The 14,523-nt window shown below is 41.3% G+C and carries 10 protein-coding genes and 2 pseudogenes; 4 read left to right on the forward strand and 8 right to left on the reverse strand.

The genetic code is table 11. From position 1 onward, the window contains the following. Window positions 1–97: 97 nt before the first annotated feature. Window positions 98–1,024: a hypothetical protein gene (locus NT175_05790; protein ID MCX6234225.1), complete on the reverse strand. Its 927-nt coding sequence runs from the start codon at window positions 1,022–1,024 to the stop codon at window positions 98–100. A 416-nt stretch (window positions 1,025–1,440) separates the two neighbouring features. On the opposite strand from NT175_05790, the gene NT175_05795 reads away from it, so the two are divergent. The 3 genes and pseudogenes from NT175_05795 (at window position 1,441) to NT175_05805 (ending at window position 3,826) form a co-directional block, all read left to right on the forward strand. Further along, the gene (locus NT175_05795; protein ID MCX6234226.1) at window positions 1,441–1,674 is read left to right on the forward strand and encodes a hypothetical protein; all 234 of its coding nucleotides are present in this window, start codon (window positions 1,441–1,443) and stop codon (window positions 1,672–1,674) included. A 19-nt stretch (window positions 1,675–1,693) separates the two neighbouring features. Further along, window positions 1,694–2,755: pseudogene (locus NT175_05800) on the forward strand (cation:dicarboxylase symporter family transporter). A 123-nt stretch (window positions 2,756–2,878) separates the two neighbouring features. After that, on the forward strand, window positions 2,879–3,826 hold the full coding sequence (locus tag NT175_05805; protein ID MCX6234227.1) for a transporter substrate-binding domain-containing protein: 948 nt from the start codon (window positions 2,879–2,881) through the stop codon (window positions 3,824–3,826). Window positions 3,827–3,912: 86 nt separating this feature from the next. Here NT175_05805 and NT175_05810 read toward each other — a convergent pair whose 3' ends face one another. The 3 genes from NT175_05810 to NT175_05820 all read right to left on the reverse strand — a co-directional run bounded on the left by NT175_05810 (window position 3,913) and on the right by NT175_05820 (window position 8,011). Then, window positions 3,913–4,587 (reverse strand): porin family protein, encoded by a 675-nt coding sequence (locus NT175_05810; protein MCX6234228.1) that lies wholly within the window; start codon window positions 4,585–4,587, stop codon window positions 3,913–3,915. Window positions 4,588–4,978: 391 nt separating this feature from the next. Further along, window positions 4,979–5,161 carry a hypothetical protein gene (locus NT175_05815; protein MCX6234229.1) on the reverse strand — a complete coding sequence of 61 codons (183 nt, stop codon included), beginning with the start codon at window positions 5,159–5,161 and terminating at the stop codon, window positions 4,979–4,981. Between the two features lie 1,512 nt (window positions 5,162–6,673). Further along, a complete protein-coding gene (locus NT175_05820) occupies window positions 6,674–8,011 on the reverse strand; it encodes a T9SS type A sorting domain-containing protein (GenBank protein ID MCX6234230.1) in 1,338 nt (445 codons plus the stop codon). A gap of 249 nt (window positions 8,012–8,260) precedes the next feature. Between NT175_05820 and NT175_05825 the strand changes: the two genes are divergently transcribed. Further along, window positions 8,261–8,515, forward strand: coding sequence for a hypothetical protein (locus NT175_05825; GenBank protein ID MCX6234231.1), 255 nt, complete (start codon window positions 8,261–8,263; stop codon window positions 8,513–8,515). A 232-nt stretch (window positions 8,516–8,747) separates the two neighbouring features. On the opposite strand, the gene NT175_05830 is transcribed toward NT175_05825, so the two are convergent. The 4 genes and pseudogenes from NT175_05830 to NT175_05845 form a co-directional block, all read right to left on the reverse strand. Then, a complete protein-coding gene (locus NT175_05830) occupies window positions 8,748–10,349 on the reverse strand; it encodes an AbgT family transporter (GenBank protein ID MCX6234232.1) in 1,602 nt (533 codons plus the stop codon). Window positions 10,350–10,709: 360 nt separating this feature from the next. Next, a complete protein-coding gene (locus NT175_05835; GenBank protein ID MCX6234233.1) occupies window positions 10,710–11,810 on the reverse strand; it encodes a hypothetical protein in 1,101 nt (366 codons plus the stop codon). Between the two features lie 1,053 nt (window positions 11,811–12,863). Beyond that, window positions 12,864–13,019: pseudogene (locus NT175_05840) on the reverse strand (PKD domain-containing protein). A 158-nt stretch (window positions 13,020–13,177) separates the two neighbouring features. After that, entirely contained in the window at window positions 13,178–14,518 is a 1,341-nt protein-coding gene (locus NT175_05845; protein ID MCX6234234.1) for a RagB/SusD family nutrient uptake outer membrane protein, read from the reverse strand. Window positions 14,519–14,523: the final 5 nt, after the last annotated feature.

The following is a 14,523-nucleotide window of genomic DNA, read 5'->3' on the forward strand; positions in this document are numbered from 1 at the left end:
AAAGAACCCTCCCGCTCATTCTCGAGGTAATGAAACAATTTTCCAGGCAGAAATACTCCTGGCTTAACAATATGAATGTTACCTTTGAGGGAGCTTCCTACTCGTAAAATACGGGTGGTTGTTTACCGTGAAAATCTATGAACATTGTAATTCCATTGTTAAATAGAGCAAATTCATTCGTGGTAATAGCTGTAATTGATTTTGCAATTTCAGCATTTACACTACCCGTAGCTAAATTCAAATAGCTTCTTGGATTAAAACGTAAAATTGAATTTTTGAATTTAGATAGAATTTTTGCAATCTCAATAGTTGGGACAAAAAAGGCGTTTACATTGCATTCGTAAAATTTCGTTCTAACATCATAATCAATTCTGTGTCCTGCACTACTGCTGTCGACATTAATAGTTATCTTGAGTTCTGAAATATTATAATATGTTCCAGAAACAACTGGAAAAACTAATTCATTGTAACATTTATCGTAGTTATAAATTTCCGTATGATATCCTCCTGTAAGTTTGTCTATCTTGGCTTGCATTGAATTTTTACTGTTTGCCAAGAGAATAACTATATGTTTATATTTTGGAAGGTCAGAATGATTTTGAAGTTCTTCAATGAATTTTTGAATTTTGTCATTATATTTTTGTCCGCTTTCATAAGTTGTCTCCCCTTCACTAATTCTCTGCACATCCATTGATAGTAATTCTTCAAAAGTGATTTCTTTATTTTCGAAATTTTCTCCTGTGGCTCTGAATTTTGATTGAATGAAATAAAGTTTTTTATTTTCTTCGTCAATGTAATAGCCGTCTATACCTCCATCATCAGTGTCATCAGTGATAAATTTTTCTCGTTTAATAAAGTCAATTAAACCAAATTTCACTTTTAGAAATAGGTGTATGAATGCTCTTGCTCTTGCACTGTTAATTTGTTCCGTTTGATTACTGTCTGGATGATATCGCTTAAATTCGGGTGGGGCTTCGCCCCTTATTTTGTCCAAAATAGTTACAAGATCTATGTATTTGCTCATAGTTTATTGTCTAATTGTTTAATGTTTGCACTGTTCCCACATGCTTGCCGCCAACTATCTTACACCCACTACTTTGACAGTCCTGCCAGACTGCTATCAGGAGTGTGGTCAGGAGAGATGGCAGTGGCGTGCTGGATTGATAGTTGTTTTTATTGTCAAAGATCATTAATAGAGCGCCGGATGCTTCCAGTGAATTTCCGTGCTAAACGTTACTCAAGCTATGTAAAGATACAACTTTTTTATATATAATAACACTTAAGTTGCTATATAGTAATCCCATCATCACTCCACACATTCATTAATACCAAAACGCCCCAAAAGGTCGGGGTGAAAAGTGAAGTATTTTTCAACAAACTGAAAAATATTTTGTAAAGCGTTAATAATCAATGACAAAATTTTATGGAGAAAACGTCAAAATGATTTACGCTCATGAATGGAATACTTTAGTTGCCCAGCTATTGATGACGTTAACCTACGAATTTCTCAGGCAAAAAAGCATTTTCCACCATTCATTAGGTTGGAGAGTCACTGTCATCCGTGTTTATACTTTTCCTTATAACACATCATTTAGCCCATTCTGCGAAGCTTTGGGATTAATTCATTTTATAACTTTACCATTAAAATGTGAAAAGGTTCAACAGGATGATTAAAACCAGGCCGATAATGCCCATGCTCATCTTATTGGGAGCAGGGATGGGCATTTTCACGGGAATATTTCTCGGGGAGTATGCATCTGCGTTACGGTTTATCGGGGAAGCATATGTACAGCTCCTTTTGATGTGTGTTTATCCGTACCTCATCGCATCTTTGTTGCATGGTTTGGGGAACATGGATCCAGCGACAATGAAAAAGGTGTTTAGTAAAAGCTGGTATTTCTACGTTTTTGCCTGGGCCATCATTCTTGCGACCATGATGTTTCTGGGGCTGATGTTCCCTTCTCCAGGAGTGCCCAAGGTGCTTGGACATGCTGAATACACCTCCCACCTCGACCTGGTAAAATTATTGATACCGGGTAATCTTTTTCAAAGCCTGTCAGGCAATTATGTGCCGGCAGTGGTGGTGTTCGCCGTCTTTTTCGGCATCGCCATACAGCATATTAAGAACAGGCAAGCTTTTCTGGAAATCACAGAGTAGTTCAAAACAGCCAGCGTCAGGATTTGGAATTGGATTGTATTTGTGGCGCCTGCCGGTGTATTTGCACTGTTTGCTTCCGTCGCCGGTACGATACAGTCGCATGATATCGAAGGAATACTGATTTATATCGTGATTGCCTTCCTCAGTGCCGCCGTACTGATATTTCTGGTGATTCCTTACATTATTTCCTCTTTTACCGGCCTGTCGAACCGCCGGTTGCTAAAGGAGATACAAAGCGCCCTGCTGCTCGCCATCGTTACAAACCTGTCGGTGGTGGCTCTCCCTGCCATCAACGATCTCATCATTAAGTTGTCGAGGGAAAAGGATGTGGATGATCCGGATTTACCCGAAATCACCGGGACACAAGTATCGATAGCTTATCCCTTTGCACAATTGGGTAATCTTTTTGTTGTCTTTTTTATCTTGTTCAGTGGTTATTTCTTTCACATGCCTCTCAACTTCCCGGAAAGAGTGCTGCTACCTTTTGTGACACTGTTGTCCACCTTTGGCTCGCCGAGCAGCACAGTGAATGCGGTTAATTTCATGACCGGCATTTTTCAGTCACCACCCGGCGTAGTCGATCTCTTTGTTACCAGTAGCGCTATTACACGTTATGCTATGGTAGCTGCTTCGGTCATGGGATTTACTTTTGTAGCGCTTCTTTCTACCCTGGCCTTTTACGGGAAGCTGACCTTCAGGCCTTTCAGATTATTACGGTCGATGGTTATTTGGGTCTTTTTTCTGGCGATCATTATTTTTGGATCACGCAGTTTGCTACCTGACTTCTGGAATACACACACCATTCCGTACGAACAATTCCGCCTTGTGCCGGAGCTGGCGTCGCAGGTCAATGCGAGGGTTTACAATACTCTTGATACCGTGTCGCATGCAGAAGCAGGTAGTGAGCGTACCCTTCAGCAGATCCGCAAACTGGGTGTGCTGCGTGTGGGATACTATGACGGATTTATGCCCTTTTGTTACCGGAACCAATGGGGCGAATTGGTAGGATACGATGTTTCATTCATGTATCAGCTCGCTGCGGATATTAACGTCGAACTTGAGTTTTATCCTTACGTCATAAACCAGATGACGCATGATCTTGAAAAGAAGTGCTTCGATATCGCCATCGGGGGTATCACCGTCACTCCTGAGCGCCTGCAGGAAGTGAACGTCTCCAAACCCTATATCCAAAGTCCCTATGCAATACTTGCCCGGTCAGATCTGGCTTCGCGGCTGGTATCCGGCCAGGAGGTGTTGAAGCAGACCAATCTGGTAATCGCGCGCTATGACAATGTGGTTCTTCATGAATTCATTAGCACTAATTTCCCCAAAAACCCGGTGATGGATGTTGAAAGTTATCAGGATATTCCCGATCACCCCGAGATAGACATTGCTTTCTGGTCGCTGGCCAAGGCCCAGGCTTTTGCTTATACACATCCTGGTTTTACTGTGGTAGTGCCTGTAAAATTTTTCCCTCCTTTTTTATATGCCTATTACTTGGCTCCGGGTGCTGACCATCTGACGAATTATCTGAATTACTGGATCGATCTGCAAATAAACAACGGCTTTGCCGAGCGTCAGAAAGATATTTGGATTGACGGTAAAGTCCCCTTATACACGACCAACCGCTGGTGCATCATCAGGGATGTACTGCATTGGGTGAAGTGAGTATTCTAATTAATGTCAAACTCTATCGTTGATCATTAATAACTTAATTATTTCTCTAAATTTTAATTATAATAATTGAGAGAATTTTATTTCCCAAGCATAAAAGAATATCCGATCATGATCGAAAATACACTGTTTCTGATTTCAAAATCTTCCTTTTCGGAGATCGTCCATAGACCAGGGATGTACCTGGCATCCAGATTAAAACAACCAAATGTTACTCCGGCTCCTATTGTTAATCCCATGTCAAACGTCTTTATCGTCTGAATATCTCCTTTGTCGTGGCCGCTTTCCTGATGGATCAAAATCCCATTTTCAAAGTCCTGCAGGTCATAATCTTCATCAAAGCTGCCTTTGACTTTGAAAGCAGGTGATGGACCGAAGACCAGATGCGGTTTGAGCTTCCTGTCGGATAAAAAAGTGAACTTGACGAGTAGCGGGATCTCCAGATAATATATTCTCCAAAAGCCGTCATAATGCTCATAATTTTTTATCTGGCCATTTTCCGTAATCTCCTCGAAATCATAATTGCACCCTTTTGTTGTAAATAGTACTTCCGGTTGCAGGCTGATGAGGTTTGAAAGAGGGAACGTTGCACTACCACCTACGTTAAATCCATATAAAAGATCATTTTCCATGTCACCTCCTACCTGATTGGCAATGTTCATGCCGGCTTTTATGCCAACTGAACTTTGTCCAAACAGGGTTATCGCACAAAAAAACAATCCTGTAATGATAAGAATTAATCTTCCTGGTTTCATCGGTTGGATATTTAGGTTGAAAAATAATTTACTTTGCACTATAAGGATTTACGTATCAAATCTAAGTAATTTTTTGTGATTCAGTTTTATACACAAGGCGAAATTGGTAAAGATAATCTGCAGGAAATTTCGCATCCGGATTAATTACAACCATCGGGATCTCTTTTTATCAAATTGATGCACCTTAGTGTCCATAAAAATCTTATTCCGGCTAATTATGAGCGCGAACCCGTGGCTGATCATCCTCAACTGTTGCCAAATAACAAACAGGATTTGTCATGCCGGATGTGCAATGGATGGCACCAGGCCTTGCTGCTGCGGAATGCTTAAATGTATATATAATGAAGAGCTATTTGGAATTAACCTTCACAAATAGTTATTCTGTTTTTCATCACATGCCAAAATGCTTAAACGCCTCATATATTAGAAAAACCGGCCAAACAATTGCTTTCAAAAAACCAAGCACGCCAATCCAGAAGCCTGTAGCGTGTGAAATGAAATAAATAGCTGCGCCGATAAGCCCCAGGCCGTAAACAGCACCTGAAGGAGCACTTCCTTGAAATTCTTTTTTCATTTTTTTCTTTTTTTATAGTTACGATATTCAATTGTATTGGTAAAAATATTTCCAAAGTGGTTTTAATGATTTACTGATTTAAGTTATCATAGGTTTTGCTTTAAATGTCAACAGCTCCGGCTATGACCCGTGGCCGCCTGCGTGTGATTTATCTGTTTAGACGTATTATCATTTTATTATCCAAAGGCGCTTAACGGCAGTCCGTCTAATAACTTCCCCGTCGTTTTGAGATTAAGGAATAAAGGTACAAATATTCAGAGAAAAATGATCTGACGTAGTTTTTGGGGGAAAATAGCTCACAACGTATTTTATTGAGTTTTTAAAAAGTTTTATGGCAGGAATACGCTAAACTAATGACGATAAAATGCTTTGAACATCCTGTTTCAGGCCATTCAAGCCAAGGATGGACATAAGTCTCCTAAAGAGGTAAGCTATGAAGTGCATCGATAATCCTTACCGGATTATCCAGTTCTATTTTCTCTTCCAGGGAAGATTCGATGAGAACAATCTGTGAGCGGAGTTTTCCTTGTATGTGAACTGAATGTTGCCGGTTGAGCGAACGTAGAGAAGCAAAACCGGTTTACATTCAGTCATCCCGATGAGAATCTTCCGAATCGGGATAATCCATACATGAAAAATAGTCGAAACGCCCGTAAATACAGGGAAAAGAAGTAATAAATTATAAACAAAATTGATGTTGAAAAGGAGAGGGTTTTTAGACAATCTAACCGCCTTGCTGGCAGCCGCAGTGCGGGATTTAGAAGTTTTTATATTTGCTTTTCGTAATCATGTTTATTGACACCGACCACTTTCCCTTTCCAACTTGCCCCGTATTGCTTTGTTGCCGGCTTGTGTGTGCCTTGAATGGCAAATATAATAAAGTTCTTTGAAAATTAATAAGATAGAAGAGCAGTCCAGAGGGTGTAAGTCCCTTATTCGCCGGAGTGACGACCGGAAGTATTAGTATGTCGCAAAGTCTGTCCCGATGATAATCGGGGGGTGTATATCGCGAGATATTATCTGAAGTAAGCGAGACTACAAAAGTCTGAACTGACGAAGAGAAACGGAATATGAGGCGTGATTGCCCGGGTAAGCAAGCACAGTATTGTAAAGCCCTACGAACACAAAAGAGCAAGCATGTAGATTCCGCAGGATAAGACCGAAGAACATTTGCCTTACCGAGGGAGGTCTTGGAATAGATTCGGTTTCTATGAGCCAAGAAGTCCGCAGAGGTCATAGTAGGTAATGGAAACGAGCCACAAATAGAGACTGCGGAGGCCTCACAGATTAGCGAAGGACTGAACGTTAAGTTGTTCCAAATTCAATAAGGAGGTTTAAACTTCGAGTTTACCAGCCTTATTTTAAACGGAGCAAGGTGCAACTGGTGCAAAGAGCAGTAGTACCCATGCTTAACGAACCGCCCTGTACGAGAACCGTACGCAGGGTGGTGTGAGAGGCGAACCCCATCAGTTATTGCTGGCGGGGCCGTCTACTCGATTATGCACTGGGCGATTATTGTTTTATAAATTTATTCACTGCAACTTCTTTTTCTGTTTTCACTTTCATAAAATACATCCCTCTTGCAAAGCCCGAAATATCAATAGTTGTGATATTGCTGATTGCTGCAATGGTTTTTATTAGCTGCCCTTGTATGTTTAAAATTTCTATTACTGCTTGCTGCAGGCTTTCTATTGTTATGTTATTTGTTGCAGGGTTTGGATAAACCGCAATGTTGCTTTCATTATTATTGTTGTATGTAATATTAACTGTTCCTTGAAATTCACATTTTGAAATAATTACTTCGATAGCCGTATCATTTGCATTTGTCGGAAGGCCGCCGTCAAGCCATAAGTTTATTCTTATATTTTGTGGATTAGGAGGTAAAGTAAGATTAGTGTCATATTTCCATGAATTAAGTTTATATATATCAAGCGGAGGATAGTTCTGGAATCCTTTGAAACTCGAAAATACAATACTATCAGGATGCCACTCAATAATATGTGTAGATAAATCTACATTTGCTGGCATTGACCATCTTTTCCTATGCCCTTGTATGTACCATGGTTGAATTACATATTGGGCATTTTGCATACTATCAACTAAATTACTCGAAAATTCTATATCAAATTCTTTATGATAGGGACACAAATCATTATCCCATGTAAATAATCCAAGTACTGCATTTGAATCTAAATTTCCAATCGCTCCTTCAATATAAAAAATAAATCTGCCGGAATTCGGATAAAGCGTATCAACTAAATAAACTTCCGAACAATACCAGTTGCTACCTTGTTTTTTGATTTTTAAATGTAATCTGTCTTGTGCATCCAGCCAAACATTTGTAGTATCATCGGAAAAATAGTTACTACCAGGTCCTACTGGTAAATGAGCATCTTTAACCCACCAGGTATAATTACAAAAATTTATAGTTTTTGGCGTTCGCTTAGTGCAGGCGTTTGCAACCGAAATAGTATATAAAAGAGGATTAATACAGGGACTACCCTGGTGAAGGGGAATGGTAACTATTTCGCTATCAGGAATTAAGAAAACACAAAACTCAGTAGCAACATTATCTATAGCACCAGTAGTAACTGAACAACACCAAGTTGAATCAGGATTAATTGAAATGTATAAAGGATTATAATATGGTTTAGTCCACCATCCCAAACCTTCAATAAAAATAACAACTGCAACTTGAAAACTATCTGGATTTACATTTACTGTGCCACATAATGGCATCCCCCAAGAGTAGTACGGAGGGATGGTAGTAATTTCGATATTAGGTTCCGCAAAAGAATGTCTTGCTGAGAAAATAGCAATTAAAATAAGTGTAATTATAATTTTTTTCATGATTAAAATCCTCCATAATTATTTGTTATAAAATTTATTCTTTTTCATTTAGAGACTGTTTAAAAATTAAATGACGAACCTACCCCGGAAATCGGGGAGTATTACAGGCTTACCACGTTCCACTTAAATAACAAAATGGGTTAGGTGCTGCCTATTTATCGGAAGACCTTCATCCATGTATGGAGTGCGAAACGCTCCATATCCTGTCTTCTCACCTTTTGGTCAGAGTGTATCAGCAACTTTCACTCAATGCAACATGACGATAAGTCAACGGCAGTTCACTTATATTTACCATACCATCCAAGCCAACACCTGTCCGAACGTTACTATCTGACAGGGAATCTCGTCCCGGCAGCTTCACACCCCAACGTTACCGTTGACGCATATGCCGGTAAGCTACTCATGATGGAACATGAGGTTAATTCAGTCTATAAAAGAACGATTAACAGTTATTTAAGCGACCTCGTGTCGCACTTTACCTTGTTGGTAACGTTTCCGTGGTAAGAAATGTTGGGGAGTTCGGGGCTTCGTCTGCATCCACCGTTAATGAGCTTTGCTGCGAGCGAAAACCTTTCCATTTCATCATCAACTCCAATATTTTTTACCACGCGTTGCATTAAATCCCGGCCCGGGCGAGACCCGGGTACGGGATAGCCAATTCTGATAAAAGTAGTATAAATGATTTTTACTACCAATTTTTATATTACGGAAAAAGCTACGTCTAAATTAAGAAAATTTAGAACCCATTTAATTTCATGGTCACTGTTGGGATAAGCAATAAGAAGCCCAGGATGATGAGGATCAGCATGAAGGGGATAACCCATTTGAGCCATTTATCATATGGGATCCGGGCAACACCCAGCACACCCATCAGCACGCCGGAAGTTGGAGTGATCATATTTGTGAATCCATCACCAAACTGGTATGCCATGACCGTAGCCTGCCGTGAAACGCCTATCAGATCAGAAAACTGCGACATGATGGGCATGGTCAGGGCTGCTTTGGCCGAACCCGATGGCATGATGAGGTTGATCCCGGTCTGGATAACATACATGAAACTTATCGTTGCATAGTGGCTTAAGCCACTGATTGAACCTGCAACGTAATAAAGCAGGGTGTCAATCACATGACCGTTCCGCAGAATGATGATGATGCCGCCTGCCAGGCCTACAATAAGACCGGCCGGAAGGATATCACGCACCCCGTCGAGAAAATGCTTTGTGATGTCGTTCAGACGATAATTCATTGCGACACCCGAGGCCAGTCCCATGACAAAGAAAAGGGTTGCAATTTCCATGACATACCATTGGTAACCCATTACTCCAACTATGAGGAAAGCAATGGTAAACAGCAAAAGATTAAGGATGAAAAAATGTGCCGATTTCCACAAGAACGCAACACTGGTGAACAGATAGAGCGCTGTCAGGATGGGAATAATCGGCAGTGTAATGCTGGAAAGTCCGATCTTCAAATTTGTCTGCGGATAGAAGAAGGAAAAGAAAATAAGCACTATTTGAATGGCTCCAAATACAAACCAGGCAGAGCGAGGTGTATGATACTTTTCCGTTTTTTCCTCCCTGCCGGTCAGTTCCCTCCAATAGGTATCGTCTTGATATACATAGGACGATTTTGGATTCTTTCGAACTTTATTGGTATACCAGAGAACATAAGAAATTCCGACAATGTTGATGACCAACCAACAGAAAAACCTGTATTCAATCCCGGAATAGAGAGGCAACTTGGACAATCCCTGTGCTATGCCAATGGTGAACGGATTAAGTAATGCCCCTGCGAATCCAAGGTGGGCGCCGACGTAACACATACATACTCCGACAATCGAATCATATCCCATCCTGATGGCCAGGGGTATAAAAATGATGGTAAAGGCGATGGTCTCCTCACTCATCCCGAAAACCGCACCGAAAGTACTGAATATCAACATCAACAGTACAATAATGAGGTTGTCGACACCGAGACGTTGAATCACACGGTTCTTTTCGATCTTTTTGGTGTAGCGGAGAAAGGCATAGATTCCTATGTCGATCGATTTCGTCTGATTCATGATCCAAAAGGCCCCACCGATCAACAGTATAAATACGATAATATCGGCCTTATCGACGAATCCGTCGAAAATAGCGGAAAATATCTGCCAGGTTTGAGGTGTGTTGCCGATATAATGAAAACTATCGCTTTTAACCACCTCACGATCAATGCCATTGACAGTGACGGTCTCCCGATCGAATGTCCCGCCCGGAACAATCCATGTAAGTATACCGGCTAATATTATGATGGAAAAGACAATTACATAAGTATGGGGGATCTTCATTTTCCGTGACATAGGTATATCCTTTTTATGGTAAGGTAGTTGAATTTGTAAAAATAGTGATTATAGAAGCAGGTTGTATCTTCGGAAATTTTCTGCTTTATTTTGAAATAATCCGTAAAATTTATTTTTATAGTGGTAAAAAATTATATGAACCAACCTACGCGAGAGTCACTCACATTTGTATGTCGTCAGCTAAAACAAAATTTAATCCCCAAGAGGAGGTGATTTGAGATGAATTGAATAATTTCATGACGCTGGTTTACTGGCAACACAGATTTCTGCCTGCAGTTCTTCCAGGATCCTGAGGTTGGCAATCGCTCCGGTGATATAGCCCTCACAGGGCAATGGAGACAGACACTTCAGGAATACATCCTATTTGATCAAGAACATTTTATTGGACTTAACCTGGTCATTAAACCTGAGCGTATAGTAATACACACTGTTGGTTAAAGGGGTTGCATCGTAATAAATGATGTGTGAACCTCCTGCTTGTTCTGAATTTACCAGTGAAGCCGCTTCATTTCCGATAGCATCATAAATCTTCAAACTTACAAATCCATTACATGGCAATTGATAACTGATTGTTGTTGAATGATTAAAAGGATTGGGGTAATTTTGCCTGAGATTGAATTCATTTGTGTAAGGGCTAATATCTTCAACAGAAATGAACCATGACTGATACTTTTGTTCCGCTGCCGCAATGTTAGATAACATTGTTTGTTCATCAATTCCGAGTGCTAATGCATAATACACATCAAATGATGCCCCTGGATTAATGGCCACCGGATTCTGCGAAGTGATTGTAACCGTTCCCTCACCAGAAGTTGTTGCATGAAAAGGTTGCAGTGACCCAGTATTCATCCAATTCCAGTAATCGGTATCTACATAATATTCATCGTACCATTCAAAAGAATACAGGGATGACAATGATGCTGAGAGGAGTTTCATTCCCATGTTTACCCCTGCACCTCTGTTAAACCGAATGACTTCTTCAGCACTGTTGTATGTAACAGTATCGTATCCATACACCTCGTCCAAATAGGGAATTATGTCCAAACCTGCTGACGCATTCATGGCAGTCTCTTCATTATTCATAATATTGAATTTGGCGATAATGTAACCTCCGTTATTCCAACCGTAGGCATTCAATTTTACAATTACATCAGGGGGTAAACCTGAATAAGTGTTGTCATATGCACCATAGATTTCATAATCACTCATGGTAGGATTAGTGACTATAACTGTTGGCTCAAATTCCTCTGCATCATTTTTGTAGTCAAAAACGGTTGTTGGCGAAGTCCCGACTAAAATCGAAGTGCGATCCAGTTGATATGTTCCATCAGAAGTATAAAGCTCAATAGAGCCATATTGGTTTATAGAAACTATCAAAGCACCTGTATTGAATTCTGCCTGGGAATAACTATTTGTAATGCAAATCAGCATTCCTGAAAGAAAAAGTAATATTTTTTTCATAGGTTTAAAGTTTTAGGTTTGTTTTTTGGTTTTGCGAATATAATAAATTTTCAGCTGTTATAATTCATATAAATCAAATTACCTGTGAAAAGAACCATGGTGCTCATCCGGGAGCGGAGTAGATTCCCGTCACAGCTTTATCCACGTCACTTGCATGGCATGAGGGCTTACGCCGGTAAGCCAGTCTTCCTGTCCCGATCCATCGAGGTTAGCCCTGATGATTTTACCGTCAGGGGCTGAATTTGAAATTTTATATCCCCAGAAGAGTTTGTCGCGTGTATGGTCGATGGTCACACCCCAGGTTGCTTTTGCACCGGTTTCGCCTATCTTGGTAAGATCCGTTCCATCGAGGTTACAAATATATATACCGCCTTCAATCGGAGGATCGTCGGAAGGATATAGTGCCATATAGACTTTTCCTGCTGTAAAATCGACTTCAATGGCAGTACCATCAACGTCCAGAATATGTTCGGTAAAACCTGTGCCATCAAAATTGACCGTCCAGTATCCCCCGCTGTAATCGGTTTTATCATTGACCAAATAGATTTTATTTGTAACCGGATCATATTGCATGTCGATGGGAAATTCGGGGGCCACATCCAGCCCAGTGGCGATATGGACTTCAGGATTGGTTCCGTCGAGGTTAGCCTTGAAGATACCACCCGGGCTTCCCCAGTAAATTTTATCTCCCAATACAAAAATCCCTTCAGGATCTCCGGTGATCTCCTGGCCTGCAACACTTCTATCCAGGATCTTTTCCGGGTTATTTCCATCGGCATCATACCGCATAATCACGCCCGCGGAATAATCAGTGATGTATACTTTGCTGTTGGTCGAGTCGGCTGCAAATCCATAAGGCCTAATCAGTTCCACTTCGCCCAGTTCGAAGTCCTGCACCAATGGAGCATCATCGGTTAAAATAACCATATGCCCATTGCCACCCTCCGGGGCTCGTGTTGTATAATAAAACACCTGTGTGAAATCTGCCAGCGGATCTTTGACATTGACTACCATTGTTTTTATCAGAGCATTATAATAAACATCATTCACAGGTGTGCAAGTAAGGGTCACCGTAAATAATCCTGTTGTGTCATATTGGGCGACAGGATTTGCTTCGGTGGAGGTTTGCCCGTTCCCGAAATCCCAGTGATAGGCTGTTGCATTCAATGATAAATTCGTAAATGTTGCTTCACAGGGTGCATATCCACTATTGTTGAGTTCGAACTCAAAATTAGCGACTGTGCTTGACGGTGGTGTATCTAAATCCCATTCCCTGCAACCTGGCGTAAAAATCAGCGTCAACAGGGCTAGCGTGATATAATAAAAATTTCTTTTCATATATATTTCAGTTTGAGTATTAAAAATAATCAATATCCCGGATTCTGAGTCATTTTTTTATTGGTTTGCATTTCGCTGAGTGGAATTGGGAAGAGTGTATAGTCCTCATCAATTCCGAGGATGGTCGTGGCAAGTTTAGTCCTAACCAGGTCTGACCATCGCTGACCTTCGAATGCGAACTCCATGCGCCTCTCGCGTAAAATAGCCAGCCTGAGCTCATCATAATCATCTGCCTCGGTAGGAAGAAGCCCTGCCCGGTTGCGGATCACGTTAATATCGTTTTGGATGGATTCAATGTTTCCATTGGTATAAGCCAAGGCTTCTGCGCGGATCAGGTACATTTCGGCAAGGCGAAGCACATACACCCGGTCGGTACCTGTAACGACATCCCTGTATTTAAATCCATAAGGAAGATTGGCAGTGGTATCGAATGCGACCGAGGCATCGAATCTCAAGGTATCATCAGCTTCAGAACTTTCAAGGAACTGTGTTGTTGGGGAAACTTCATAGCGGCCCTGGAGGCTGCGCGGGTAAAAATATTGTGCCAGCACGTTCCTGTTCTGTGCGTCAAAGACCACCTCAAAGATGGATTCTGTAGCATTACCGGTGAACAGGTCACCATAGGACAGTGCAAGGCTATATCCTCCTTCATTGATCACTTTTTCAGCTTTGGCGGCAGCCTGGGCAGCTGCATCCGGATCGCTGCTGTAGTGATACAGGGTCAGGTAGACCCTGGCAAGCAAGGCAGTAGCGCTGTATGAACTTGCCCTTCCCAGCGTGCTGGTGGAAGGTAGTTTTTGTTCAGCCTGCAAAAGGTCGTCAATGATCTGGTCATATACTTCATCGACTGTATTACGAGCCTGGTCGATGTTGCTCAGGTCGAGCGTAGGCTGGGTTTTCAAAGGAATACCGCCAAAATAGCAGACCAGGTTGAAATGGCACAACGCACGGAGGAAAAGGGATTCACCCTCATACGAATCGCGCTCTGCAGGGGTGAGATCACCAATGTTGGGAAGACGGTATAATACATTGTTGGCGCGGTTAATACAGTCATAAGCAGACGCCCAAATACCATCAACTATACCATTGTCGGCCGCTATGGTATTTTCGTCAAATTGACTATAATCCCTTGTGGTCCCGGTCCATTTCAGGTTATCTGCAGCGAGATCTTCGACAATGATCAGGTAGCGTCCATAACTTCCGGTTTGCATGAGGGCGTTATAGGCACCGGTAACGGCGCGGTTGACCCCGGTTTTATCTTTAATGGCTTCTGTGTCTGATATGGAGTCGGTAGGTTGTATATCAAGCAGGTCCTCGCAGGAAACCAGTGCGACCGTTATTATAATCAGTATAAATATTGACTTTTTCATGTTCT

The organism is Bacteroidota bacterium (genome assembly GCA_026391695.1).
GTDB lineage: Bacteria > Bacteroidota > Bacteroidia > Bacteroidales > JAGONC01 > JAPLDP01.